19 protein-coding genes and 1 pseudogene are annotated in these 25,609 nt (G+C 61.7%); 11 read left to right on the top strand and 9 right to left on the bottom strand.

Translation table 11 applies throughout. The features are described from left to right. The first annotated feature begins 86 nt into the window (after window positions 1–86). Complete coding sequence (locus D5261_RS16280; protein WP_119324302.1) at window positions 87–1,505, top strand: SDR family NAD(P)-dependent oxidoreductase; 1,419 nt, start codon at window positions 87–89, stop codon at window positions 1,503–1,505. Here D5261_RS16280 and D5261_RS16285 read toward each other — a convergent pair. The 3 genes from D5261_RS16285 to D5261_RS16295 all read right to left on the bottom strand — a co-directional run bounded on the left by D5261_RS16285 (window position 1,484) and on the right by D5261_RS16295 (window position 4,932). Beyond that, on the bottom strand, window positions 1,484–2,317 hold the full coding sequence (locus D5261_RS16285) for a ferritin-like domain-containing protein (protein WP_119324301.1): 834 nt from the start codon (window positions 2,315–2,317) through the stop codon (window positions 1,484–1,486). The genes D5261_RS16280 and D5261_RS16285 overlap by 22 nt on opposite strands. A gap of 95 nt (window positions 2,318–2,412) precedes the next feature. Continuing rightward, window positions 2,413–3,537: an ATP-grasp domain-containing protein gene (locus D5261_RS16290; protein ID WP_119324300.1), complete on the bottom strand. Its 1,125-nt coding sequence runs from the start codon at window positions 3,535–3,537 to the stop codon at window positions 2,413–2,415. Between the two features lie 78 nt (window positions 3,538–3,615). After that, window positions 3,616–4,932 (bottom strand): hypothetical protein, encoded by a 1,317-nt coding sequence (locus tag D5261_RS16295; protein WP_119324299.1) that lies wholly within the window; start codon window positions 4,930–4,932, stop codon window positions 3,616–3,618. Window positions 4,933–5,237: 305 nt separating this feature from the next. Here D5261_RS16295 and D5261_RS16300 point away from each other — a divergent pair, with 305 nt between their 5' ends. From D5261_RS16300 to D5261_RS16325, 6 genes are all read left to right on the top strand, one after another. Then, on the top strand, window positions 5,238–6,578 hold the full coding sequence (locus D5261_RS16300) for a glycoside hydrolase family 125 protein (protein ID WP_119324298.1): 1,341 nt from the start codon (window positions 5,238–5,240) through the stop codon (window positions 6,576–6,578). 185 nt (window positions 6,579–6,763) lie between these two features. Further along, on the top strand, window positions 6,764–7,627 hold the full coding sequence (locus D5261_RS16305; protein ID WP_119324297.1) for a DUF1559 family PulG-like putative transporter: 864 nt from the start codon (window positions 6,764–6,766) through the stop codon (window positions 7,625–7,627). Between the two features lie 287 nt (window positions 7,628–7,914). Further along, window positions 7,915–9,087 carry a GntR family transcriptional regulator gene (locus D5261_RS16310; RefSeq protein ID WP_165864574.1) on the top strand — a complete coding sequence of 391 codons (1,173 nt, stop codon included), beginning with the start codon at window positions 7,915–7,917 and terminating at the stop codon, window positions 9,085–9,087. A gap of 103 nt (window positions 9,088–9,190) precedes the next feature. Next, entirely contained in the window at window positions 9,191–12,466 is a 3,276-nt protein-coding gene (locus D5261_RS16315) for a ligand-binding sensor domain-containing diguanylate cyclase (protein ID WP_125206284.1), read from the top strand. A 450-nt stretch (window positions 12,467–12,916) separates the two neighbouring features. Then, window positions 12,917–14,647, top strand: coding sequence for a twin-arginine translocation signal domain-containing protein (locus D5261_RS16320; RefSeq protein ID WP_119324294.1), 1,731 nt, complete (start codon window positions 12,917–12,919; stop codon window positions 14,645–14,647). A 22-nt stretch (window positions 14,648–14,669) separates the two neighbouring features. Further along, window positions 14,670–15,464, top strand: coding sequence for an endonuclease/exonuclease/phosphatase family protein (locus tag D5261_RS16325; RefSeq protein WP_119324293.1), 795 nt, complete (start codon window positions 14,670–14,672; stop codon window positions 15,462–15,464). A gap of 6 nt (window positions 15,465–15,470) precedes the next feature. Here D5261_RS16325 and D5261_RS16330 read toward each other — a convergent pair whose 3' ends face one another. Beyond that, a complete protein-coding gene (locus D5261_RS16330) occupies window positions 15,471–16,373 on the bottom strand; it encodes an AraC family transcriptional regulator (RefSeq protein ID WP_119324292.1) in 903 nt (300 codons plus the stop codon). 90 nt (window positions 16,374–16,463) lie between these two features. Here D5261_RS16330 and D5261_RS16335 point away from each other — a divergent pair, with 90 nt between their 5' ends. Both D5261_RS16335 and D5261_RS33630 read left to right on the top strand, forming a co-directional pair. Continuing rightward, the gene (locus D5261_RS16335) at window positions 16,464–17,006 is read left to right on the top strand and encodes a hypothetical protein (RefSeq protein ID WP_119324291.1); all 543 of its coding nucleotides are present in this window, start codon (window positions 16,464–16,466) and stop codon (window positions 17,004–17,006) included. Between the two features lie 213 nt (window positions 17,007–17,219). Beyond that, entirely contained in the window at window positions 17,220–17,810 is a 591-nt protein-coding gene (locus tag D5261_RS33630; protein WP_301002556.1) for a barstar family protein, read from the top strand. Here the strand turns inward: D5261_RS33630 and D5261_RS16345 are convergent. After that, entirely contained in the window at window positions 17,807–18,967 is a 1,161-nt protein-coding gene (locus tag D5261_RS16345; protein WP_119324289.1) for a glycoside hydrolase family 53 protein, read from the bottom strand. The two genes, D5261_RS33630 and D5261_RS16345, sit on opposite strands and share 4 nt — an antisense overlap. Window positions 18,968–19,089: 122 nt before the next feature. Here D5261_RS16345 and D5261_RS16350 point away from each other — a divergent pair, with 122 nt between their 5' ends. Further along, the gene (locus tag D5261_RS16350; protein WP_119324288.1) at window positions 19,090–20,130 is read left to right on the top strand and encodes a LacI family DNA-binding transcriptional regulator; all 1,041 of its coding nucleotides are present in this window, start codon (window positions 19,090–19,092) and stop codon (window positions 20,128–20,130) included. Here the strand turns inward: D5261_RS16350 and D5261_RS16355 are convergent. Continuing rightward, on the bottom strand, window positions 20,102–22,525 hold the full coding sequence (locus D5261_RS16355) for a beta-galactosidase (protein ID WP_165864573.1): 2,424 nt from the start codon (window positions 22,523–22,525) through the stop codon (window positions 20,102–20,104). The two genes, D5261_RS16350 and D5261_RS16355, sit on opposite strands and share 29 nt — an antisense overlap. 204 nt (window positions 22,526–22,729) lie before the next feature. On the opposite strand from D5261_RS16355, the gene D5261_RS16360 reads away from it, so the two are divergent. Next, a complete protein-coding gene (locus D5261_RS16360) occupies window positions 22,730–23,488 on the top strand; it encodes a prepilin-type N-terminal cleavage/methylation domain-containing protein (protein WP_119324286.1) in 759 nt (252 codons plus the stop codon). Window positions 23,489–23,568: 80 nt separating this feature from the next. On the opposite strand, the gene D5261_RS16365 is transcribed toward D5261_RS16360, so the two are convergent. The 3 genes and pseudogenes from D5261_RS16365 to D5261_RS16375 form a co-directional block, all read right to left on the bottom strand. Beyond that, window positions 23,569–24,882 carry a hypothetical protein gene (locus tag D5261_RS16365; RefSeq protein ID WP_119324285.1) on the bottom strand — a complete coding sequence of 438 codons (1,314 nt, stop codon included), beginning with the start codon at window positions 24,880–24,882 and terminating at the stop codon, window positions 23,569–23,571. A 281-nt stretch (window positions 24,883–25,163) separates the two neighbouring features. After that, a pseudogene (locus tag D5261_RS16370) lies at window positions 25,164–25,301 on the bottom strand (SUMF1/EgtB/PvdO family nonheme iron enzyme); the annotation flags it as partial. Window positions 25,302–25,351: 50 nt separating this feature from the next. Further along, window positions 25,352–25,552, bottom strand: coding sequence for a hypothetical protein (locus D5261_RS16375; RefSeq protein WP_119324283.1), 201 nt, complete (start codon window positions 25,550–25,552; stop codon window positions 25,352–25,354). Window positions 25,553–25,609 lie beyond the last annotated feature (57 nt).

Raw genomic sequence — 25,609 nt, forward strand, 5'->3', positions numbered from 1 at the left:
CTTTGCCGCCTTTCAGGTAAACTAAAGGCTAAAGAACGTGTTTTGGAAGGCCGATCATAAGATTGGCCGTGTTTTGAGGTTTTTTGATGACGAGCATTCCACCCGAGGATATGGAGATTTGCCTCCAGGTACTACAGCAAATCGCCAACTCCCGAGGGACCATTCGCCGCGATCAGCGGTTCAATAGTTTGATCTCCAAGGTTTACCGAGAAGGCAAGCGCATCGATCAGCAGATGGAAAAGGCGCGCCAGGAGCGCGAGGACCGCGCGCTGCTGGCGACGACCGCGATGGTGCAGATCCAGCGTGACGCGCCTCCCGCCGCCGCGCTGCCGGCGCCGCCCGAGGCGAGCTTCCGCAAGCTGAATCAGCCGGAGACTTGTTATATCTGCAAGCAGGAGTATACGGACGTCCACTTCTTCTATCACCTGCTGTGCCCAAAGTGCGCCGCCTACAACTACGAGATGCGCCATCTGAGCGCCGATCTCAAGGGGCGGACGGCGCTAGTGACCGGCGGGCGCGTCAAGATCGGGCATCAGATGGTGCTGCGGCTGCTGCGCGACGGCGCCAAGGTGATTGTGGTCACCCGTTTCCCGCACGCCGCCGCCAAACGGCTGGCGTCCGAGACGGATTCCGCCGACTGGATGGACCGTGTCCACCTGTATGGCCTGGATCTGCGCAATATTCCGGCGGTCGAAGAGTTCGCGCGCCACTTGCTGGCGACGGAATCGTCGCTCGATATTCTGATCCACAATGCGGCGCAGACGATTCGCCGCCCGCAGGGCTTCTATCAAGAGCTGGTGCGGCAGGAGCAGAATCCGAGCGAGACCGTGTCGCTGGAGGCGCGGCGTCTGGTGGCGCAGGGCGCCCCGTCGACGCTGGCGATCTCCGACAGTTCGGCGCTGCTGCCGGCCGTCATCCCCGGGATCTCCGCGAACGGCGCGGCGGCGCTGGCGACGGTGGCCGACGTTCTTCCCACGGACGCCCTGGAAGACAACGAGGAGCGCGCGGACTCGCGCGACGTCAACAGCTGGCTGCTGCGCCTCGACGATGTCAGCGCGCCCGAAATGCTCGAAGTGCAGCTGGTCAATTCCGTTGCTCCATTCCTGCTCAACAGCCGTTTGAAGGCGCTGATGATGCGCTCGCCGCGCGAGCGCCGGTTTATTGTCAACGTCTCGGCGGTCGAGGGCCAGTTCTCGCGTCACAAGACCGTGTTCCATCCCCATACCAACATGGCCAAGGCCGCGCTCAACATGATGACCCGCACCTCCGGCGACGACTACGCCAAGGACGGCATCTACATGACGAGCGTGGACACCGGCTGGGTAACCGACGAGAACCCGACCCCCAAGCGCCTTCGCAACCAGGACGTGCGCGGTTTCTTCGCGCCGCTCGATATCACAGACGGAATGGCGCGCATCTACCATCCCGTCGCCGAAGGCATTAACGACGAGAAGAAACCCTACTTCGGCGTCTTCCTCAAAGACTACGCGCCCTGCCCCTGGTGAACCGCCTCGCGATACTCCGCCGCTTCCGTTCGAAGGCGGCGGAGGAACAGCGCCAGTTCGTGCCGGACTTCCCGATAAAAATCCGAACCGCCGGCCCCGACCGCCGTTAGGGCCGGAGCGTGGTTGATGTACAGCATTGTCGCCGCGCCCATCGCCAGCAGCCGAAATCCCATCTCCCATAGCGGGCCATAGGTCCGGCCTTGCGTCCGCGCCATCCGGTCGCGATGGAAGGCGACGTGTCCGGCTTCGTCGCGCAGGATCAGCCGGCAGACGCCTTTGAGCGCGGCGTCGTCTCCGTGGTGGCAGAGCAATCGGTAATAGGCCGTGCTCACGATCTCCGTCACGAGCAGGATACTGAGCTCAAATCCCACGCCCAGGACCTGGCGTGAGAGACAAAACGCCGAGAAGCTCCAGTGCCCCTGGATACTGCGGCCCCCAAAACGCCGGACAAGCCCGCCGAGCAGGCGCGAGTGCTCCTTTTCCTCCACAAACCACATATCCACCAGCGCCTCGCGCGCCGTCGTCTCGCATCGGAAGCTGTCGGCGTTTCGGGCGATGAGCCGATCCGGTCCGCCGCCGTCGCCCAGTTCAAACTGCTCCAAAGATCTGAGCAGCGGTTTGATGACCCCGGGAGGCAGCGTTATCGGCGCATCCCACTCCGGCTCCAGGCGGTGTTCTTGGTTACCGCGAAAGTGCGACAGCCAGCGTTCGATGTCGACCACGGGATCGGTTCCCGGCGCGGCCTGGTCTTTGGGGCGGTCGTGGGGCAGGGCGTCTGTGTCAGGGGCTTTCAGGGACAGATCGAAGCTCATTGATATTCTCCTGTTTGTTCAGAGTACTTTGTAAAACAAAGTAATATTAGCATATCTCTTCTCCTGGGTCAAGTGGAAGTTTTTTTGGAAAGTTTTTAACGCGCTATTGGCGGACGACTGCGCAGGCGCCGCCAGCCTCGATGGAGATGGGCGGCGACGCGCGGAAGCGGATCCGCGAGCGTATACCGCCAGATGGTGTTTTGAAGCGTCGCGCCCGGCGTGCGCCTGGAGGCAAGGTAGGCTGGGTGAAAATGGGCGCAGACAAATTCCGTTGGAGCGCAGCGCGGCTGTGGGATTGGCGCATCCGCGGCGGCGAGACAGGCGAGGAGCGGGAAATTGACTCCGGCCGCCAGAGAGCCGAGCAGACTGGACCAGTAGCGCGGATTAAAGTCGAGCAGAAAGATCTCGCCCGTGCCGGCGTCTTCTCGGAAATCGAAGTTGGCGACTCCGCTCCAGTTCAGGATGTGGGCGAGCCGGCGGATGACGCTCAATATTCGCTCGTCTTCGAGAAACCGAATTCCCGCCGGCGGAGCGAATGGCCGTGCGCTGTAGATTCGGGTTTCCTGGATCGTGTACGCGAGGATGCGTCCATTTTGGCACAGGACGCTGCATCCCAGGTCTCGCCCCTGCACGATGCTTTGCACAATCGCCTCCGCCGGAGCGCCCGCGCCGTTTCGCAGCCACTCCGACAGCGCGGGAGCGCCTTCGAAGCGCTTTATGTTTTGTCCGCCGGAGCCGTGGATCGGTTTCACCAGCGCGGGAAATCGTATCCCGTTCAGAGCATCGGGCCGATGGGGATTTGCCAGAAGGAGAGTGGGAGGATGGGGAATCTGGTTGGCCTGGAGAAATGTCGCCAGCGCCCATTTATCGCCAATTCGATCCAGGGCGCTCACACAGGGAAGCGGCGGGAGGCGGACGCATATTTCCAGCTCCGCCCGATGTGCGACGCAGAACCGGATCGCCGGCTCCAGAACGGGAAATAAGATTTGCGCGCCGCTTCTGCGGACGGCGCCGCGCACCATATCGACCGTCAAATCGTTTATTGGGACGTCGTGAGTTTGAAAGGAGGCGCGGCGGCGGGAATAGCGCAGAGGCGGATGGGGATCGCGCGAAAGAACATGCAGTTCGACCTCCGGCGCCTGGGCCAGGCAGCGCCCGATTCCGATCGCTTGTTCACTTTCTCCATCCAGCAGCAGGACACGCAGGGAGGCGGTGGACATGGTTACCGCCAGTCCGTTCGCGGAAAGCGTCCGGACTGGCGGGTGCGATTGGGAATCGTGCGGAGATCCAATGTTGTCCTAACCGCCGTCTTCGTCGAGCAGGGAGTTCATCTGCGCGCTGAGCTGCTGGAGCGCCTGGGGCGAGGGCAGCATGCCGGCGATATCGCCGATCCCCGTCGAGTCGCCGCTGCCGGCGGCGCCCATAAGCTGGCTGAGGTCGCCGGGCGAGACTCCGAGAAGTCCCTGGTTGGAGCTCCCGACGCCGAGACCTCCCAGAGAAGAGAGCAGTTTTTGCAGTCCCGCGCCGGACATCCCGGAGAGGGCCTGTCCGGAATTTCCGCCGCCCAAACCGAGCGCCTGCATCGGGTTGCTACCGCCAAGATTGGTGAGCGCCTGCATGGGATTGGAGCCGCCCAGTCCCAGCGCCTGAAGCGGGTTGGTTCCGCCGATCGACAGCGCCTGCATCGGGTTGACGCCTCCCTGGCCGAGCGCCTGCATAGGATTTGCCCCGCCGAGACCGAGCGCTTGCAGCGGGTTTCCGCCGCCAAGACCGAGCGATTGGGGCGAGAGGTTTTGTTCGGGCGCGGCCTGACCGGTGGCGACATCATCCGTGACCGGCGTCATGCTGTCCAGCGGCATTCCGTCGCCGAGGGGGAAGCCCGTGGACGGCGTAACCGTATCGGTGCGCGTTGTCCCTTTGTGATAGCTGGACGGGATCATAAACGCGGTGGCCGCCAGCGTGTCCTGCTTGATCTGCGTGGCGTAGGACGTAATGGTGATATCGCCGGCCTGAGTGTTGCGGTACACAAGGCGATACGCCAGCGGCATGCCCTTAATTTTGGACATCTCGGATTGCAGCATGGCGGCGGGGCCGTCGATGAAGCCGCCGGCCGGCGGGGTCGGCAGATCGGACGCGGCCCAGATCTCTCCGGCGATCGGGCTGTTGGGAAGGACCGAGCTGGTCAAGGTGACGGCGTAACGGCGTACGGGATGCCCAAGCATCTGCTGCGTCTGGCTGGTCGGCGTGATCGAGCACGTCATCGATCCGGCGGCCTTCTGGAAGGGATCGTAGGGACCGATCGAGTAGGAAAGCGTCTGCCGGTTCAGAGTGAACTGGTTTCCGGATTCGGCGTTGACTACGGTGGTGGTCTGCCCCATGTCGGTGCGCAGGCGCTGGCCTTTCAGATATGTGGTCGTGATCCAGGGCGCTCCGGTCAGCATGGGGCTGAGCATTCCGAGCAGGGGAGCGCGCTGCGCCTGCGGAATCTCCGCGAGCATGCTCTTGACGCCCGGCGCATCGATGGTGGTCGTCTGCACGACCTGGAGGTCCGCGTGGGCCGGCTGCGAAGCCGCCGCGGCGACCGTGAGAATTACGAACCCCGTCGAGATTTTCATGGGTGATATTCCTCCGCCGATTATTGCATTCCAATCACAAAGACGGCGCAAACGCCGGTCAGCTTCAAATCGTTCTTTTAGTCCTTTATACCATGTTGCGGAGGACAAAACCATCACGATTCCCGCCCTTCGCCTCGGAATTTGTTGCGCCGAGTAATGGTTCAGATTTGGTATCAGTGTTGTCTTGACGGTAGTACCATTTTGTGTTAAAATAAAGGTGTTGTCTTTCGTCGTCGAAAAGCGCTTTTTCTCTTGGCGGCGACACTTCTTTTTCGTCTGAAATCACTATCGAAACGAGCGCGGTTATGAACAAACGTCCCACTCCAGCACAGCGATGCTTTACCAGCCCGGCCATTGAGGCGGCGATCACGGAGGTCGGCGGTCGTATTCGCGACCCAGAGATCGCCGCGCTTTTCGTCAACTGCCTCCCGAACACTCTGGACACCACCGTCACCGTGGGAAGTGATGCGGACGGCCGTCCCGACACGTTCGTCGTGACCGGCGATATCGACGCGATGTGGCTGCGGGACTCGACCAACCAGGTCTGGCCGTATCTGCGGTTCGTGACGGCGGATCCCACGCTCAGCCGCTTGATCCAGGGCGTCATCCATCGCCAGGCGCGCTGTGTGCTGATCGATCCTTACGCCAACGCCTTTAACCGCGAGCCCAAGCCGAGCCACTGGATGTCCGATCATACCGTGATGACGCCCGATCTCCACGAGCGCAAGTACGAACTGGACAGCCTTTGCGCCGTGATCCGTCTGTCCGCCGGCTACTACGCCGCGAGCAAGGACGCTTCGTGTTTCGACGCGCGCTGGAGCGACGCCATGCGTAAGATCGTCGCGACGATCCGCCACGAGCAGGCGGGCTCCGATGAGAACAGCAAGGACGACTATCGGTTCCAGCGCGATTCGCCGAACCCAACCGAGACGCTCGCCTGCGGCGGCTTTGGACAGCCGGCGAACCGCTGCGGCCTGAGTAAATCCCCATTCCGCCCGTCGGACGACGCCGCGATGCTGCCGTTTTTGATCCCCGCCAACGCCATGGCCGTCGTTTGCCTGCGCCAGCTCGCCGAGATCTGGAGCGGTCCGTGCGCGCTGCCGGAGGACGCGGCCGGCGCGCTGGCGCTCGCCGAGGAGATCGAGCGGGGGATCCGGACCCACGCCGTGGTTCAGCACCCTGAGCACGGCGAGATCTTTGCCTATGAAGTTGACGGTTACGGCTCGCACTATCTGATGGACGACGCCAACGTTCCCAGCCTCGTCAGCCTGCCGTACCTGGGATACTGCGCTCCCGACGATCCGACCTACCAGCGGACCCGCGCGTTCGTTCTGAGCGCCTCCAACCCGTACTTCGCCTCCGGACAGGCCGCGAGCGGCGTCGGCAGCCCGCACACGGGCCGCGGCACGATCTGGCCGATGGCCTTGATCATGCAGGCGCTGACCTCGCAGTCCCAGGAGGAAGTCCGCCAGTGCCTTACCACGCTGCGCGATACGCACGCGGGAACCTGGTTCATGCACGAATCGATCTGGAAGGACGACGCCGCGAACTACACGCGCAGCTGGTTCGCCTGGGCCAACACGCTGTTCGGCGAGCTGATCCTGACGATTGATTCCAAATACCCCGGCCTGCTGGAGAGCTTCTGACCGAGAGCGCACCAATCTCACAAAAGAAAAACCCTCTGTGAGATTCTGGTTTACTTCGGGATTATTTTGGTCGCATTTTGCATTGACATCGTTGCATGAGTGTGATATACTTTTGGCGTCGGAGTTTACTCTGGTCATTATTATCACACTTTCGCGCCGATGTCTTTTTTTGGAAAGGTCACACCATGAAATCCCGCCGCACCCAAAAGTCTGGTTTCACCCTGATCGAGCTTCTCGTTGTTATCGCTATCATTGCGATTCTCGCCGCCATTCTTTTCCCCGTCTTCGCCAAAGCCCGCGAGAAGGCGCGCCAGATCGCATGCCTCTCGAACTTGAAGCAGCTAAGCCTGGGGATCATGCAGTACACGCAGGACAACGACGAACTGCTTTGCCCCTCGTTCTATGGATACGCCCAAGGGTGGGGCGGCTACATCTATCCGTATGTCAAGAGCACCGGCGTTTATACCTGCCCCGATGATTCCACGGCCGCCGTGACGACCGCCAATGGAAAAGTCGGCGCCGTCAGCTATGCGATGAATACCGATCTCGCAAACTTCGGGAACGCCGTTTATATGCCCGGTCATTCGCTCGCGGAACTGACGTCGCCATCGAATACCGTCCTGTTTCTCGAAGTCGCGGGCGACACCGCCGATGTGACGAAGCTCGATGAAGACACGAACTTCGGGACGAGCAAACCGCCGGCGCACTATATGAGCGCCAGCACCAACGGGCTGGATACTGCTCCCAATGCGATCAATGGTCTCTATGGCGGGGATGGCACCGACGGTCTTCACAACCCGGTATTCGCGACGGGGCATCCGCTTGGGACGATCCCCGGCGAGGGCGGCCAGCCCCGGCACACCGACGGCGCGAACTACGCCGCGACGGATGGGCATGTCAAGTATCTTCGCCCGACACAGGTCTCGTCGGGAGATAACGCGGTGAACTCGACGGATCCCCAGTCGATCGTCAACCGCAAAGCCGCCGGCACGGACAATATGACGCTGGATGGAACGACCCATGTGACGATGACATTCAGCACGAAGTAACGGGTCTGAAGAGTCCGCGCAGCCTGCCCCCGAACCGGGAAAAGGTTCGGGGGCTTTTTTCTCAAATCGCTTCCAAAATTACGTTTAGATATTATGGGTGCGTTTTGGATCCCGTTGGTTATGGAATCTGCTTTGCGAGCATGGTTCGGCATTGGAGATGGTTTTTTCTGCAACCGGTTACATTTCTTTGGCGATTTTTTCACTGAGAATTGCAGGAAAATAGTGACTAGCGGCCGAGCGTGACGATATGGAAACCGTGCGCCAAATTGTGTCATACTATGGCAATCATGGCGACAAAATCCGACCTTATCCCCCCAACTTCGGCGAAGCTCCACGGTCATGTCGTGAGCGCATTGCGTGAGCGAATCCTATCTGGATTCTATCAGGCCGGCGAGTGGCTGCCGGCTGAACGCGTGCTGACGACCGATTTGAGCGTGCACCGGAAGGTCGTGCGTACGGCGATCGCCCAGCTGGAAAAAGAGGGGCTGCTTGTTCGGCGCCCCAACTGCCGCCCCGTGGTCCAGGCGGCGGCGAGCGCCGAAGACGCCGTCGGGCCCGAGGATAACTCCCGGTTCTCGGAGTCGCGCCTCGTCGCGCTCAGCATGTGGCGCGGCGGCGGCTCGGTCGGGTCCGCGCAGCAGCGTATTTTCTGGGGAATGAACCAGGCGCTTGGTCAGGCCGGCTATCATGGAGTCTTTTTGGATCTTGGCGAGCAGGTGGGCACCGTGCAGCAGAACGCCGTGCGGGAGGCCCTGCATCTGCGCTACGTGCTGGACCATGGATTTGGCGGCACGATCTTCTATCCGTACGCTTACGATGAAAACCGGGAGCTGATTCAGGAGGTGTCGCGCCGGATGCCGCTCGTGCTGATCGACCGGATGGTCGCGGGCGTGGAAGCCGATTTCGCCGGCGCCCAAAATCGTCAGGCGGTTTACGACGCCGTCATGCATCTCACGGAGCGAGGTCATCGCCGGATCGCTTACCTCACAAAAAGCGAGTCGATCCTCCCCGTTCAGGAGCGCCTCCAGGGGTACCTCGTGGCGATGCGTGATGTCTTTCCGGAGACCATGACCGAAATCGTGCTCACCGCTCCCGTCTCGGGCTCGGACTATTGGTATGTTTTCGACGCCGTCTTCCGCCTCCCCGCCGGCGAACGGCCGACGGCGCTGATCTGTGTCAATGATATCGAAGCCATGCGCGCGGCCAATCGCCTCGCCGAGCTCGGCCTCAGCGCGCCGGAGGATGTCTCGCTGATCGGCTTCGACAACATCGTGAGCGAATTGCCAAACGGGATCGGCCTGACAACCGTCGGGCAGCCCTTTGAGGAGATCGGCAAAGCCGCCGCGAAGCTGTTCCTGCGTCGCATCGACGACCGCGCCGGCTCCCAGGTCCACGTGGAGCTTCCGACGCAGCTGATCGAACGGGAAAGCGTTCAGTCGCTTCCACTCTCATCGAATTGACCGCGCCGCGCTTCCTTCCTCTCCAGATTATTCTCGCGTCCGCCACAATATCCATAGATAAGATTTCACGATCCGATATGGAAATGGCGCAGCGAGCAATATTTTGCGATTCCTACACACCACTCTTGTTGTTTTGATGGTTGTCTGTTCGTCCCTGACGATCGGCGCCCAAACTCATGCGGACGACGGTTCGGGACAGACGTCCGTGACACGCTCCGTCTCCCTTTGGGATACCGAGCACGGCCTGCCGAGCAACAAGATCAACGCCATCACGAAGACGCCCGATGGTTATGTCTGGCTGGCCACTTCCGAGGGATTGATCCGATTTGACGGAATGCGCTTTTCCGTGTTCGAGCATCACAGCGCGCCGGCGCTGCCGGGAAGCGTGATCGACGATCTGGTCGTGGACGGGCATGGAACGCTCTGGATCCTGGCGCAGGGCCGTGTCGTCCGGCGCGACGGCGACCAGTTCTCGGACGCCGGCGCGGCGCTGGCCGGAGCCTCCGTCAACCGCATGTGGCGGGGGGAAGACCAGGAAATCTATCTGGCGACGGACGCCGCCGTCTATCACGGCGGCGGCGGTAAGCTGGCGAGGATCGGTTCCGTCCCGCTGCCCGAAGTGTGCTACAGTTTTGCGGATCTGCCGGGCAACCGTGTTCTGGCGGGCGGAAGCCAGGGGCGGCTTTACTCCATCAGCGATCAAGGAGTTCATACGGTCGGCTCCGCCGCGTTTTTCGGGAATGGATCGGTCTCCGTTGTCTCGGACCACAAGGGCGGAGAGTGGGTGGCCTGCGCGAACGGCGTCTACCACGGCTACAAGGACAACTTCATTCCGCGCCGCGCGTCCGCTCCGCTCAGCGACCTGGCGTGGATGTGGACGACCAAGGACAGCACGCCCAACTTGCTTTGCGAGGCCGATGGAACCATCTGGGTTCAGAACGGCAGCCGCCTTTTCCACTCGCATTATGGTACGCTGGACCCCTGCACCGCCCAGGACGGCGCGCCGGCGCACTGCGCCCGCATGGGGCTGGACGCCGGCGGGCGGCTGTGGGCCGTGGAAACGACGGCCGCCGGGAACGCCGTGCTGTATGCGTGGAACGGCGAGCGTTTTGAGAAGATCCCGGTCAACGGCGCGGTCTACGGCAGTGTGCGGGTTCCCGCTTATACCGACGAGAGCGGCGACTATTGGATCGGCGGCCAGTCGGGGCTGATCTGGTCGCGCGAGCAGATCTGCCGAACCTTTGGAAAAGCCGATGGCCTGCCGGAGAGTGAGCTCACCACGGCGGCCGCCGGACATGACGGCATTTGGGTGGGCAGTCAGGGCTCCGGTCTGTATCGACTCGCTCATGGGCGCTTCGTGCGGAACGCCGGCATGCCCGCGGACGCCAATATCACCAGTCTGGCGGCGTTCGCTCCGGGCGACCTCTGGGTAGGCCGGGAAGGCATCGAAGTCGCGGCGCTGAACCATGGCGCCCTCGAAGATTTTCCATCCCGATATCCGGCGCCCCATCTTTCCAACATCATGCGCTATCTGGCGCGAGACAGCCATGGGACCCTCTGGGCGTCGGACGGCGTGCTTCTGTTTCGCTGCGACGATCATCACGTGACGCGCGTTGAGATCAAAAGCGCTGAATTTTTGATGGGCGAGATCACGGGCGTCTTCGTGGATTCCCATGACAATGTCTGGGTGGGCGGCTTTGGCGGATTTATCGAATTGCATGACGGGACGATGATGTCGTACGCGCAGAACCCAAAATTGACCGGCTGCCGAGTGACATCGATCTGTGAAGGAAGCGACGGCGCCGTCTGGTTTGGTTTCAACGGCGCGGGATTGGCGCGATGGAAAGACGGCGACGTCAAGATTTTGACCGTGGCGGCGAACGGGATTCCCTCGGATTACATTAATGGCATGGCGCGCGATAAAGACGGGCGTTTCTGGATCGGCGGATCCCGTGGGATTTATTGCGTCGACGAAGTCCAGCTCAGCGCGGTCACGGACGGGCGCGCTCCGACCGCGCCGTTCACCCGTATCGAGAAGGCGGACGGCGCCGCCGGCGGCGCGCTCCAAACGCGTTATGGCAACTGTGTCACGGAAGACGACGAGGGCATGCTCTGGTTTGTCTGCGAGCACGGTCTTGTCCGCGTCGATCCCTCACAATTTGCGCGCACACCTACCCCAACCCTGCTGGAATCGGTCTATGTCAATGGAAAGAACTATTCCTTTGGCCACACGATCATCGCGCCGCCCGGTTCCGGGGATCTGAATATCGAGTACACCGCGATCCGATTCGTCAGCTCGCAGCGCCTGCGCTTTGAATACCGGCTGCGCGGCTACAACTCCCGCTGGATCGATATCGGCGCGGGACGCAGCGCCGCTTATATGAACCTCCCGCCGGGAACGTATACGTTCGATGTGCGATCGTACGACGCGCACTCCACAACGCCGCTTTCACGCGCCTCCGTCACGGTGATCCTGAAGCCGTTCTACTACCAGACCACGGCGTTCCGCGCTGCGTGCGTCATGGCGATTCTGGTTACAATTTGGTTCTTGTTCCTGCTGCGCACACGCATGCTGATGGCCCGCACTCGAAAGCTCGAAGCGATCGTGGAGGCGCGGACCAGCGACCTGAAGAAGGCGCATGAGACGGTCGCGGCGGCGTACGAACAGCTGGAGGATCAAAAGCAAGAGCTGGAAATGCACAATGAGATGCTCCAGAACACGCAAGCGGAATTGGAAGCTCAAAACGACGAGCTTCAGAGCGCCCAGTCCGAGTTGGAGCGGCAGAACAACGAACTCCAGCGGATGCGCGCCGAGCTGGAGCGCGAAAAGGCGGCGCTCGCCGAAGCGAACGTCCATTTGAACGCGCTGGCGATTACCGACGGCCTGACGGGGCTGACGAATCATCGGGGCTTCCAGGACCAACTGGAGCGCGAGTGGACACGCTCCATGCGCTACGGCGACTCCCTGTCCCTTCTCCTGCTCGATGTGGATCACTTTAAACAATACAACGACACCTATGGACACCCGCAGGGCGACACAGTCCTGAAGACCATCGCGCGCCTCCTGATGGAGAACTGCCGGGACACGGACACACCCGCGCGGTACGGCGGCGAAGAGTTCGTTGTGGTTGTTCCGCAAACGGACTCCGTCGGCGTTGCCGAGCTCGCCGAGCGCATCCGTGAGGTCATCGCGTCGGCGCCCTGGCCCGACCGCCCGGTGACCGCCAGCATCGGCGTTGTGACATACACCGCCGGGATGCTCAACGGCCGCGACCTGATCGAATTTGCCGATCAGGCGCTTTATTTCTCCAAGACTCACGGCCGCAACCGTGTGACCGCCTACGCGCACATCGCCGAAACAGCTGCTCCTGTTCGATAAGCAATCTCCATAGGGGTAATTATGGTTTTTCTTTGGTTCTGATGTGTCTATTGACATGTGCTCCAAAGTGTGCTAGACTGAATTCCGTTACGCAAAGCGAGCTTAGGTACGCGCGGTGTGCGGCAATGGCTGCCCGCCGCCGGGCGCCGTTCCGAACGAGACCGACAGCCCCGCCGTCAACGGCCTGGCGTACCCCGGGCCGCGAACTGGCTGCTGTCCGACGGCCACGTCAAATATCTGCGCCCGACGCGCATTTCAGCGCTCTCTAATGTCTCCACAATATCTTCCCGATCGCCGATACCGAACCTGAGACTGCGTGACGCCGCAAGGCGGCGCGCAGTCTTTGTCGGTTGATTCCGCTTTGCGTCTTCTTGCCTGCGTTTTCTTGACGGCCAGGGCGCGCAGTCGATACAATGTCTTTATCGCCCCAAAGAAAGAGTAATCCCAAGAATGTCTTCGAAAGAACATGGCGCGCAAACTGCGTCCACGCGCCGGCAATTCGTGCAGCAGGCTGCTGCGGCTGCGCTCTCCACGGCGCTGATCGCGCCGCTGGCGCCCCAAGCGTCGGGGAAGGCGCCGCGCGCCGCGCGGTCGTCCAGCGGCTATTTCGACTTACAGCGCGCGCCGGACCTTATCCAGATCTTTACCGAGGACGGCGACCGGAAGCTGAGCAAAGAGGCGGGCGGCCGCTGGACATCTCAAGACGCTGTGGTGACGACGGCAGTGACCCCCAGCGGCCTGAACGTGTCGCTGTCGGCGTCGAATACGGGCGTCAAAAGGATCCATCTGCGCTGGAACGGCGCGGTCGCGGGCGGTCAGCGGTTTCTGGGCGATCACTGGGAGCGCGCCTATGGCGATCTGGAGTGGCGCGGGGTGGTCCCGGATCGCGCGATGCCCTGGTACTTCGCGGCGTGGGACGGCGCCCGGACGCATGGCTACGGCGTGATGACCGGTCCGGCGGCGTTCTGTTTCTGGCAAACCGATTCGGATGGGATTAGCCTGTGGGCCGACGTGCGCAGCGGCGGCAAGGGGCTGCGCCTCGGCTCGCGCGCGCTGGATGTCTGCACGGTCGTCAGCCGCCCCGGCAAAGGCGGCGAAACGCCCTTCGCGGCGCTGCACGCCTTTTGCCGTCAGATGTGCCCGCAGCCGCGCCTCGCGGACCACTCGATCTACGGCCACAACGATTGGGACTTCGCCTACGGCAATAACTCCGCGGCGTCCACGCTGGAGGCCGCGCACCTTCTCGCCTCGCTGTCTCCGGCGGGTAAGAACCGCCCGTATGTGGTCATCGATGACGGCTGGGAGCCGGCCGGCCCCGGCAAGGCGGGACCGTGGGATGGCTCGAACAGCAAGTTTCCGGACATGCCCGGGCTGACGTCAGATGTCAGGAAGGCCGGGGCGCGTCCCGGCATCTGGATCCGCCCCACCACGGCCTGGGAGGCGATGCCGGATCCTTGGAGAATCGATGGGAAACACGGCTCGCTCGACCCGACCGTCCCGGAAGTCAAGGCGCAAATCGAGGCCGACATGGCGCGCTTGGCGGGGTGGGGCTTTGAGCTGATCAAGCACGACTTCTCGTCGGTCGATATCCTGGGGCGGTTCGGCTCCGGCATGGGCTCGGGGATTACCGACGATCACTGGAAGTTCCGCGAAGGGCAGGGGCGCACCACCGCCGAAGTCGTATTGGATCTCTACCAGACGATGCGCAAGGGAGCGGGAAGCGCCGTTGTCCTCGGCTGCAACACATTCAGCCACCTCTCGGCTGGAATCTTCGAAGCCTGCCGCATCGGCGACGACACCAGCGGGCGGGATTGGGAGCGCACGCGCAAGATGGGCGTTAACTGCCTGGCGTTCCGCAACGCCCAGAACCGCGCATTCTACGCCACCGATCCGGATATCGCGCCGATTACCCACGATGTCCCGTGGGAGAAGACGGCGCAGTGGCTGGACCTGGTCGCGCGCAGCGGATCGGTGCTGTTCACCAGCCTCGACATGACCGCCGTCGGCCCCGTCCAGCGAGAAGCGCTGCGCGAGGCGCTCGCGCTCGCGGCCGCCGGTCAGCCGCTGGGCGAGCCGATCGACTGGCTGGAGACGACCTGTCCCCAGCAATGGAGGCTGGGCGGCGAGATGAAGCAGTATCGGTGGCAAAATCCAGAAGGCGCTTCGCCCTTTAACGTCTAATCTCGGCGCGGGAGACAGAGATTTGGAACAAAAGCAGCCGCGCATAATCACCGTCGCGACGATGAATATCCGCCATGACGCGGACCGCTGGCCGGAGCGGCGTCCGCTCCTTTCGCAAGGATTGCGCAGGCTGGCGCCGGATGTGATCGCCTTGCAGGAAGTCGCGCTGGGGATCGATCAAGCCGCCCTGCTGCAATCGGATCTGAACGGAGAGATGGACGCCGCCCCCTACGCCGCGTTTGTCGAGCCGAAAACAGGCGCGGCGCCCACCGAAGGCATCGGGTGCCTGACGCGTCTGCCGGTGGCGCGCAGTACGCGGCTTGAGCTGCCGGGCGGCTGGCGCATCGCCCAGGCTCTGGACTTTCGGCAGGATGGCGTGAGCTTTTGCGTGGTCAACACGCATCTGCACCACGAGCCCGCCGACAGCGAGGAGATCCGGGCAAAGCAAAGCGCGGCCATCATGGAGTATCTCGAAGCGGAGGCGGCTCGGGATCCGGACAAGCATTGGATCCTGGCCGGGGACTTCAACGCCACCCCGGAGACCGAAACCGTGCAGCGTGTTCTGACGCGTCTCGTCTCGGCGTATCCCATCATCCACGGCGCGGAGCCGAAATACACCTATCCCACGCCGCTGGCCGCCGAAGATTACGCCGATCCCACATCGTATCACTGCATCGACTATCTCTTTGTGTCGCCGTCGATCCATGTCCACGACATTCAGATGATCTTTGACGAGCCTGGTCCCGACGATCCGGCGCTCTTTCCTTCGGACCACTTCGGATTGCTGGCGACGATTTCGTTTCCCGATGCTTCCTGAAGGGTCTTACGTGCGCGGTCCCCGGCGGTACGCCGCCGGGGGACGCCCCGTTTCCCGGGCAAAGACGCGGGAGAAGTAGAACCGGTCGCCAAACCCCGTTTCCTCGGCGATCCGGTCGATGGTGTCGTCGGTGAAGAGCAGGCGCTGCGCCGCAAGCGCCACGCGGCGCTTCAGCACGTACTTGGCGGGCGCCACGCCGACGGCTTCGCGGAAGCGCCGGATAAAGTAATCCTCGCTCATGCTGCAAAGCGCCGCCATCGCGTCATTCGTAATCGCCTGGCCGAGATGCTCGTGAATATGGGAGATCGCCGGCAGGACAGGCTTGAGCGCGGAGACCCGAATCCAGCACCGCTCCAGCATGTCGGGAGGCAGCGAATTGAAATAGTGACCGAACGCCTGATAAAGCAGCCCTTTGAGCAGGCACTGACTGCCGAAGTCCGCGCACCCTGTCTGCTCGACCCGACCTCCCAATTCAAAGACCGTTTTGCCGAAGTCCGGCGCATTTGGGATCAAGACGGGGCCAGGGAACATCTCTTGAAAGACGATCGGCGGCAGCCCGCGCAGATCGAAGTGAACAAAGAACTGCCGCAGGGGCGCGTCGTTATCGCTCGACAGCTCCAGGCCCGACGGAATCAGATAAACCTCGCGCGCCTCCAGCGGCAGCACCTGATCCCGATTCTTGAGCCAGCCGCCAGGCGCGTCGTTTTGGTACAGCCGCCAATGGTCGTTGACCAGCAGGGGGTGACTCCACCATCCCGGCGGAAGGTTGTCCCGCTGCGCCCAGAGAAGCCGAATATCCAGGTCATCCAGCATTACTGGGAGCTGCTGTCGTTCAAAAAGCGCCTGCTCGGCGCTTGTCCGTTGTGTGTTGGTCATCATCCCGTTCCCATGCGCGGCGGAATCGTCCATGGATTGGACGGATTATCCCATAGCCTCGACGCACGGAATATTATAAGATATACCACACGAGATTGATACCGAAATTTGACGGAGTGACTGATGAATATTCCAAGTATCCGCGCCTCGGAGGGGAGTTGGCGGAAGCTACTGGCGGAAACTCTGCCCTTATTCGGGCATCGGAACTGGATCGTCGTCGCGGATTCCGCGTATCCGAGCCAGTCCCAACCGGGCGTACGCACGATCGCCGCGCCGGACGATCACCTGGACGTCATAGATGGTGTGCTGACGGAAATCGACCGCGCCGGCCACGTCCGCCCGATCCTCCATTTGGACGAGGAACTGGAGTTTTTGAGCGACGAGGATATCGCAGGCGTCGGCGCATTCCGCGCCGGATTGGCGGCGCTGCTCGGCGCCGGCGTCCGAAGCGCGCCGCACGAATCCATCATCCACCGCCTGGACGCCGCCGCCGGAATGTTTGAGATCCTCGTCATCAAAACGAGTTTTCAAATCCCCTACACAAGCGTCTTCATCGAACTCGATTGCGGTTACTGGGACGCCGAATCCGAACGACGCCTGCGAATGCGAATGGAGAGCGCCCAGGCGAACGCCAATGCCGTTCAAATAAGGTATACCGCTTCCTGAAACGTCTTCGTCGGGTTTCATGGATAGCCGTGTTGGGGGCGCTTGAGAGCGAATGTCGACATTTTGCGCTTGGCGGAATTTTCCATCGCTTGCATGGACGATGTTGTCGCCGCCGCCCGGGAATATTATGAGGATTCCTTGATAAAACGATAGGGATTTTGGGAAGTCCGTATGGCAAAAAGAGATAGGCGCAAAATCAAGGACAGAACTCCGATGCGATTCGCGTCTGACCCTGCTCCCAGGTGGTATCGTCTCTCCCATCGGGCGCGCTTTAAGCGTCTGCATAAAGTGAGGATCGCGTGCTGCAGAAAATACTCTCGCAGACCAGAAGACCAGCGTGGGAGGACGATTCATCTGGATGGCGCCTGGATCAGCGATGTTCCGAGTTTCTATCTATCGATGGGGGAAGCGGTCAATGGACCGTTCGGATATTTCGGAACCTGTTTGGACAGCCTTGCCGATTGTCTGAATGGCGGTTTTGGCGTAAGGTATCCATTGACAATTCGGATTACGCATGTCAGCAAAATGAGAAAGGCCTTAGACGCACTGGCATGGTGTCTTTATCGTGCAGAAAGTTTTCGAGAGGTGGTCGATTGGGAAGATACGGCGCAGCTTGTGGACTGGGGCTACTTTGCCGATGGCAGCGAGGCGGAAGTGGCGCGAAAGACCGCCATTTACGAGGCTGCTCTTGCCGGTGAGTCGTTCGACTGTTCCGACTTCCGCTCGTATTTTGATAAGATCCTTGAGATCTTTGCGGACCACAGAGTTGAGCTTATCCTGGAAAATGACGATCCTCTAGACTAACGAGACGTTCTCGCAAGCTTTCCCATGGCGTCGATCACGGGCAGCGCGTTTCCGCCGGCGTCGAAGAATGACCGACCTTCAAAGCCGCCCAGGCGGACGCCGGTGAGGGGAAGGTATTCGGCGGCCCACCAGTAGATCCCCGCGCCGCGGCCGCCCGGGACCTCGCGCAGGACCTTCCCTAATGTTTCAACGAACTGGACCTGACCTTGCTGGCTGGCCGGAATGCCGGCGAGCTTGGCGCTGTCTTTGGCGAACTCGTCCTGAGGATTCCAGGGAAAGTCCGTCTCGGCGATCACGACGGGCTTCTGGTAGCGCGCGGCGGCGCCGTTCAGACAGGCGCGCAGGTTCTCCAGGCTGCCCTGCCAGTATGGATAGTAACTTTCCCCGATAATATCGAACTTCACGTGTTGTTCGAGCAGATGGTCGAAGAACCACTTTGTCGTTCCCCAATCACCGCCCCGGTCCAGATGCACGATGATCTTGGGGCGCTTCGCCCCCGAGGATTTCTCGATCCCGCGTACGGCGGCGTTCATCAATCGCCCTAACTGGCTCCACTGCTCCGGAGAATCGGTCGAACCGCCCACTTTGCCCATCGGCCAGAGCAGTCCGCCCGGCGTTTCGTTGCCGACCTGGACATAGTCCGGCATCGCGCCGGCGCGTTTGAGCGCGGCGATGGCGTCCCGGTTGTACGCGTACATCTGCTGTTCGAGCTTGTCGAACGGCAGGTCGCGCCACGCCGCCGGAGCCGCCTGATGTCCCGGATCGGCCCAGGTGTCCGAGTAGTGGAAATCGATCAGGAGCTTGAGCCCGGCCGCCTTTACGCGCCGGGCCAGGGGAACCGTATAGTCCAGATTGTTGATGGCGTTGTAGGGATCGGCCTTCGCCTGGGCCGTGCTGCTGGTGTACACGCGCAGGCGGACGCAGTTGACGCCGTGCTCTTTTAAAATGGCGAAAGGATCCTTGGCGACGCCCCCATCTCGGTAGACGCCGCCCTGGGATTCGAAGTATGCGACGTGCGAGCAGTCGGCGCCGGCGACAAAGGCATCCGCCCGCTGGGGCTGCGCCAGGGCGGGCGCTGATCCGGCGCTCGCGAAGACGAGCGCGCTGATGAGGACGCCCAGCGGCTTTGCGGGACGGGCGAAGAGAAACGGGAACATCACTGATTGTATCCTTTCAAAATCCAGCGCGGCGCGGCGATCCTTGACACGCCATGGTCACAATCCCCATAATATCCATCAACACCGATGCGTTCCGCCGCAGAGAATAGAGTTTCCACCCCATGGCGAAAAGGGCGACACGCGCCGACGTTGCCGCGAAGGCCGGCGTCTCGAAGACGACTGTTACGTACGTGCTGAGCGACCGCTACGATTTTTCCATCCCTGAGAGCACGCGCGAGCGGGTGCGCGCCGCCGCGCAGAGCCTCGGCTATCAGCCGCACGCCGCCGCGCGCGCGCTGGCCTCGGGCCGCACGAACTCCATCACCATCGCCGTCCCTTATAGCATCAGTTCGCACTATGCGCGCGTGCTCCAGGCCTTCGAGCGGCACGCCAACGCCAACGGCTACCACATGATCGCCAGCACGGTCGGGCATTTGAGCATGCGCAATGTCGGCCCCGACCTCGCCGAACTGCTCAGCAACCTCACGGACGGCGTGGTGCTGGTGGATATGCCCGCCGCCTTCCAGCCGGAAATCGACCGGCTGATGCCCAGCTTCAAACCCGTGATCTCGATGGGCGTCTTCACCGCGCCCGGCATCGACAGCGTCACGGTGGACCTGGCGCCCGGGGCGGCGGCGGCGCTCGATCACTTGCTGGCGGCCGAGCCCAAGCGAATCGCGTTCATCAGCGCGGGCCGGGCGTCGGACGGTCCCGAGCGAAGTGATGTTCTGGCTTCCTACACCGGAGACGCCCGCCCGGACGCCTACCGCGACGCCATGACCAGGGCCGGCCGGCCGCTGGAGGAGATCCCCGGCAGTCCGTCCAGCCGGCAGGCGACGATGGAGTCTCTGCGCGACTACGTGGGCGCTTACGGGTGTCCGGACGCGCTGTTCTGCTTCAATGACGATATCGCCATCGCCGCCTATCGAACGCTGCGCGAAATGGGATATCGCATTCCCGAGGATGTCCGGATCGTCGGCTGCGACGGCAGTGAGGAAGGCGAGTACGCCTTTCCGGCGCTGACGACGATTGCGCAGCCGATCGATGAGATGTGCGCGCTCGCGTGGCAGTTCCTGGCGAAGCGCCTCAGCGACCCGGAGATGCCCCAGCAGCGCGTGACCGTCGACGCCCGGTTTACGATCCGAGGCTCGACACGGCCGTAACTTCGATCGCGGCGCATTCCCATTCGACTGCGTGATCCTCCACAATCTCCACGCCGACCAGCGCGACCACGCTGTCCCCGTCCCGCCGGTCCGGCCATGCGTCCGCCGGCAGATAGATGGGGGCGTCCTGGCGCAGCGGCAGGATCTTCAACAGCAGTTCGCCCTGACAGATCTCCGGCGTATCGCGCGTCAAACCGACTTCGAATTCGTTTCCATTGTAGAAATTATCGGTCAGCAGCCGCCCATTCAAATAAAGACGGGCGACATCCCCCACGTATTCGATCCGCAGGCGCCGCCGCGACGAGCCCGTCTGGGGCGGCAAATGAAGACGCCATACGGCAGCGTCGTCGAAATCCGCGTCCGACGGCGCCTCGGCGACGCCCTGGCTTCCGATCAGGACACGCCGCTTGTGGCCGGTCGCCTGGAGCAGTTCCCGCCGAACTTGCGTGGTCTTGCTTGGAACGGCCGGCGCGATATACCGCCGAAAGATTCCGTCCGATACGCCCGGCAGCGCCTGCCCCGCAAATGAGACTTGATCGGGAGCGGGGAAAATCGCCGCCGTGAGACACTCGGGATCGCCGGCCTCCAGACGCAGCCGGTTTCCGTCCAGGACCAGCGACGCCTCGCTGAGAAATAACCGTTCTCGCCCTGCAAGCGTCCCGCGCCAGCAGGCGAGGGATTGGGCTTCGTCCAGCAGCACGATATGGATGCGGCGGCCCTCTTGCGTCCACAGGTGAATGGCGACATCCGTTCCCGCCGCCAGCTCCGAAATCCGAATGCGCCCCTCCTCGCAAGAGACCACGCCGGAGGCGGCTTCGGCGCAGAGGTCCTGGTCATGAAAGAGAAATTCGGCGGGAACGCTCGGCGTTTGCGCGAAGACGAAGTAACTTTCCCCGCTCTCCGCAAGGCGGCAGACTGGCTGCGCGGTGGCGTAAACCAGATTCGCGCCGTCCAAATCCATCTCGAACGGCCAGAAGAAGAACGAATCGGCGGGAACGTCAATCGGAGCGCTCGGGACTTGCAGACAAACGCCGGGCAGGCAGAGTTCGAACTGCACCTCCGTCTTAGCGGGCATCGCTTGCAGCCGCTGATAATTGTTGACAAAAAGGAACCCGGAGCGCCCGTTGGTGCGCGCGGACCAGCGGAGCGTGGACGTATCATCGGCGCTGGCCGGCGGCGTCAGCGGCATGAGCGCGGGCATGGACGCCAGCGCCGAGCCGAAGTCCCGCAGAAATAGGTGCATGCGGCGCAGCAGATGGTAGTGATCCCGGACCTGCCCGAACTCGCCCAGCGGCGCCTGGAAGTCGTAGGATTTGACGGGAAGGTCGTTCCAGTACCCCGTCGCCTGCGACTCCTGAAGCGTGGAGAAGCGGCCTTCGGGATTGGTCCCGCCATGATACATATAGTACCCCTGGAGGTTGCCGCCCGAGCCGATCTTGACCAGTGCGGACGACGCGATGTCTTTGGGCGCGATTCGGATCCGGCGATGGTAGCTGCGCTCCATACCGCCGCCGATCTCGCAGGCAAAGTAGGGATAGTAGATATCGTCGGCCTCCAGGCCCACAATGCGCTCGCCAAGCTGGTCCGTGGCGATCGCTGCGTCGGCGCGGACGGAGCTGAAGAGATAGGCGCCCCGATACCCCGGCGGCATCTCCGCCAGCGACCGGTCCCAGAAACCATCGGCGTAGCCGCCGAAGAGCGGCAGAAATGGGCCGACCGGCATGGCTGTCGTGAGCTCCGGCCAGCCGGTGCGCGTATACAGCGGGACATCCAGCCCCGCCTCCATCGCCATTCGTCTCAGCGTGAGCAGGTGCTCCGCCGGGCCGCCATACTCGTTTTCGCACTGGACGGCGACGACCGGACCGCCGTCTTTCCACAATAGGCCGTCCAATTGCCGGCCGATCTCGCCGTAAAACCGCTCCACATAACGCAGGTAGCCGGGATCGTCGCTGCGCAGCTCCACGCCTTTTTGCGCGATCCAGTCCGGCAGCCCGCCGCCGCGCACTTCCCCATGACACCAGGGGCCAAGGCGGGCGGCGACATTCAATCCCAGCTCTCCGCACAGCGTGACGAAGCGGCGAAGGCCGCGCCGCCCCTCCCAATCGAAGCGGCCTTCCTCCTCCTCATGATGGATCCAGAAGATATAGGTCGCGACGATTTCCACGCCGCCGGCCCGCACCTTCAGGAGTTCATCGCGCCATTCGTTCTCCGGATAGCGCGCATAATGGAACTCGCCCATGACGGGCAGCCAGGGCTGCCCGTCGCGCATCAGATGCTGGCTGTTAACCGTGATTTCGCCGCCGTCCGGCGCGCGATTGGCGCCAAGCTCCAGGTGACCGTCGAAAATCTGAGCCTGCGGGGTCGTGGCGCGGAGACGTAGGGTGTGTGCGTTCATCAATGGGGTTTTGTCCATAATTTCTGGAATAATCGCTTACTGACGCGGGTCATTAATTGATCACAGTATAATGGAAGGCCGTTTCGCTGTCAAGAGCGCCGCAAAAAAATACTTGACAAATATTGCGACCGATCCTATAATCATAAACAGTTTAGTGACCCGCGTCATTAAATCGTCTTTACGCACTTTTGGGAGAATATCTTCATGCAGAACCGAAAAGGTTTCACACTGATCGAACTACTCGTTGTGATCGCTATTATTGCGATACTTGCCGCTATTCTGTTTCCGGTCTTCGCCAAGGCGCGAGAAAAGGCCCGGCAGATCGCCTGTGTCTCGAACGAAAAGCAGCTGGGCCTGGCGCTGCTCCAGTATATTCAGGACTCGGATGAGTGTATGCCGGCGAACGGCGAAGGCAACACGTCCTGGTATGACGCCATCCAGCCTTATGTCAAGAGCTCTCCGCTGATGTTCTGCCCGTCGAACCCCGACACGCAGAAGCAGAACCTTCCCGCCGGCTCCGGGAAAGCTTACACGACGTATTTCGCCAATCAATTCAACGGTCCGTCGAACGCCGCAAATCCCGAGGATAGCCTGGGGGCGTTCAACACTTATGGGAAATCGGGCTTCAACCTCGCGAGCTTCGTGGCGCCCGCGAGCTGCATCGCCGTCGTTGAAGGACGGGATATGGAGGGATACTGGGAGTTCCGAATCAACTACACGAACAATCTCTACGCGGGGCACACCGGCCGGACCAATTACCTCTTCATGGACGGGCATGTCAAGGCGCTCAAGCCGGAACAGACCCTCGCCAAGGAGGATCTGGGGACCGCCGACACGGATTACTGGGTCCACGACGGCCGTTCGTTCAAGCAGATCGATACGGACGGCGGATACGTGTACTTCCAAAGCCCGGCGGGCCCTGGATATCAGACGGTCCAGGCGACAGACCAGTTCTACAAGTAAATTCTCAAAGTAACGCGACGACGACGGGGCCTGCGGTATGTCACCGCAGGCCCCGTCGTTTCGTGTGCCGGCAGAGAGCCTTAGCTGCTGAAGTCGACGATGCTGGAGAAGGCCAGCTCCTCGGTGGCGACGATCATGTAGCCGCTGGTGTCCACAAACCGCTGCCAGCTGGCCGGCCGGTTGCCGTTCGATGTATCGACCCAATCGATGAAGCCGCCGACGAAGTTCGGGTCGGTAGTCGAGTTGTTGACCCAGTCTCCGGATCCCGTGGCGGAGCCGACGGCCGATTTCGCGAAGTTATAGTGCGACCAGGCCGAAGCGTAGAGGTTATTGTAGTTTCCCGTCGCCTGCGCAATTTTCCACTCGGCGTCGGCAAGCTGAAGGGCGGAGCCAGGATAGACCTGGGTGTTCGTCCCCGACGCCGGGGTGAACTGGTGCACGCCGCCGGCGTACTGCCCGCTTTGTACGGTGAGATAAGCGCCGTTATACGCCGTTCCGTGGTCCCACCAGGTGGTGAGGTCCTTGGCGTACTGCTCGCTTTCAGATCGGGCGTCGAACTCATACGGCGCGAAGCCCGTTTGGTCGATGCCGCCATTGTAAACGCCGTTGCCGCCGCCATCCAGATAGTCGTAATAGTTATGCCAGGTTCCCTTGTCCTGGGCGTTCGCGAGCAGCGCGGAGATCGAATTCGCCTGGTTGCTGTAATACGTGCTGGTCGCCGTGTCTCCGACCGCCGTCGCCCACTTGGAGAAGCAGCGATAGGCGGCGACCGCGTAAGAGCGATCGACCGTCCACGAGCTCAAATTCGCGTTGGTGAAATCCGCCATCGAATGCGCATGCGCGTACTCCTGCGAACGGTAATTGGCGCCGTCGCCGTTGGGGCTGAGCTGCGTGTACTTCCACATCGCGATCAGCAGCTCCGCCGTCACGCGGGCGTCGCCGCCGCCTTTGGAGCTAACGCCATAGCTGCTATTGTAGGCGATGCTCGCCGGAAACCCATTCCCTGCCTGATTGTTCGTGTTCCGGATCCAGCTCCAGAAGAACCCGCTGAGCGCCGTCTTCGCCTTGCCGTCGAGGTCCGCGTTGCTGCGTCCCGCGACTGTCAAGCGATGGTAGCCATAAAGCAAACCAATCGAGCCGATCGCCGCTTCGCCCGGCTGTACGAAATCGGGCATCCCATTGCCGATCCGCCAGTCGTTCAAAACCCCATAGGCCGCCGCTGAGGCCGAGACGCCCGCCGTGGATGAGTTCGCCGCAGTACACGAGCATTGTGTGACGTATTTGCACTCCATCCACATATCGTCATAACTGTCCGCCATCGCGCTATGCGCCGCCCCAAACAACGATACGGCCGCAGCCAGCGCCGGCCCCGCCTTCTTCCACGATTTCAGCATCTCATAGTTCTCCTTTGACGATCCTGTCTGGTTAGCAAATATCTCGTCTCAACCGATTGTGAACATTCGCTGTTTATCCGGTTAAACGATGACCGATTGTATCATTGCCTTTCTTGCTTGTCAAGGGAAATTTTTCGTCAGAGTAAAGGCCGACGAAGACGACTGTAATCGTCCTGCGGGAATATTCTTGGTGAGAAGGAGCGATTTGCGTTTAATCGATTAAGCGACTGAGGAGAACGTCATGCTTTTACGGATCGGCGCGGGCGATTCGGAAACCGACTTCATCCTGGTCCGGTGGGGTTCGTTTGGGCGTCGCTGGGATACGGGCCGTCGTCATACCAATCCTCGCACCACATCCAGAGATTGCCGTTGATGTCATAGACGCTGTAGGCGTTCGGCTTCAGAAGACCCACGGATGCGTTTCTCCGCCGGCGTTTCGGTCACAGCAGGCGTACGCCTTCGGCTGGTCCTAATCTGCGTCATCGCCGTCAAAGAACCAGGTCGTTCCTGCCCGGACGACAAACTCATATTCCGCCGATGTTAGCAGACGGTATCCATTCTCTTTGATATCGCAATGGAAATCTTCCAGCGCCGTAACGCCCGTCGCCGCAGTTTTCGTCACCGATCGATAGGAGTAAATCTGATCGAACCCGTCCCGCTTGCTCAGCATATTGCAGTACACCACGGCGTCGTATCAAGAGACATCGTCGATTGGCCGCTGGAGATC

The sequence above is a fragment of the Capsulimonas corticalis genome, from assembly GCF_003574315.2.
Classification (GTDB): domain Bacteria; phylum Armatimonadota; class Armatimonadia; order Armatimonadales; family Capsulimonadaceae; genus Capsulimonas; species Capsulimonas corticalis.

Bases quoted from the DNA above. Each gene is read 5' to 3' on its own strand.
- D5261_RS16360 (WP_119324286.1), top strand. From the start codon at position 22,730: ATGCAGAACCGAAAAGGTTTCACACTGATCGAACTACTCGTTGTGATC.
- D5261_RS16290 (WP_119324300.1), bottom strand. From the start codon at position 3,537: ATGTCCACCGCCTCCCTGCGTGTCCTGCTGCTGGATGGAGAAAGTGAA.
- D5261_RS16365 (WP_119324285.1), bottom strand. From the start codon at position 24,882: ATGCTGAAATCGTGGAAGAAGGCGGGGCCGGCGCTGGCTGCGGCCGTA.
- D5261_RS16295 (WP_119324299.1), bottom strand. From the start codon at position 4,932: ATGAAAATCTCGACGGGGTTCGTAATTCTCACGGTCGCCGCGGCGGCT.
- D5261_RS16310 (WP_165864574.1), top strand. From the start codon at position 7,915: ATGGCGACAAAATCCGACCTTATCCCCCCAACTTCGGCGAAGCTCCAC.
- D5261_RS33630 (WP_301002556.1), top strand. From the start codon at position 17,220: ATGCGATTCGCGTCTGACCCTGCTCCCAGGTGGTATCGTCTCTCCCAT.
- D5261_RS16350 (WP_119324288.1), top strand. From the start codon at position 19,090: ATGGCGAAAAGGGCGACACGCGCCGACGTTGCCGCGAAGGCCGGCGTC.
- D5261_RS16285 (WP_119324301.1), bottom strand. From the start codon at position 2,317: ATGAGCTTCGATCTGTCCCTGAAAGCCCCTGACACAGACGCCCTGCCC.
- D5261_RS16335 (WP_119324291.1), top strand. From the start codon at position 16,464: ATGAATATTCCAAGTATCCGCGCCTCGGAGGGGAGTTGGCGGAAGCTA.
- D5261_RS16280 (WP_119324302.1), top strand. From the start codon at position 87: ATGACGAGCATTCCACCCGAGGATATGGAGATTTGCCTCCAGGTACTA.
- D5261_RS16355 (WP_165864573.1), bottom strand. From the start codon at position 22,525: ATGAACGCACACACCCTACGTCTCCGCGCCACGACCCCGCAGGCTCAG.
- D5261_RS16375 (WP_119324283.1), bottom strand. From the start codon at position 25,552: ATGCTGAGCAAGCGGGACGGGTTCGATCAGATTTACTCCTATCGATCG.
- D5261_RS16330 (WP_119324292.1), bottom strand. From the start codon at position 16,373: ATGGACGATTCCGCCGCGCATGGGAACGGGATGATGACCAACACACAA.
- D5261_RS16345 (WP_119324289.1), bottom strand. From the start codon at position 18,967: ATGTTCCCGTTTCTCTTCGCCCGTCCCGCAAAGCCGCTGGGCGTCCTC.
- D5261_RS16320 (WP_119324294.1), top strand. From the start codon at position 12,917: ATGTCTTCGAAAGAACATGGCGCGCAAACTGCGTCCACGCGCCGGCAA.
- D5261_RS16300 (WP_119324298.1), top strand. From the start codon at position 5,238: ATGAACAAACGTCCCACTCCAGCACAGCGATGCTTTACCAGCCCGGCC.
- D5261_RS16305 (WP_119324297.1), top strand. From the start codon at position 6,764: ATGAAATCCCGCCGCACCCAAAAGTCTGGTTTCACCCTGATCGAGCTT.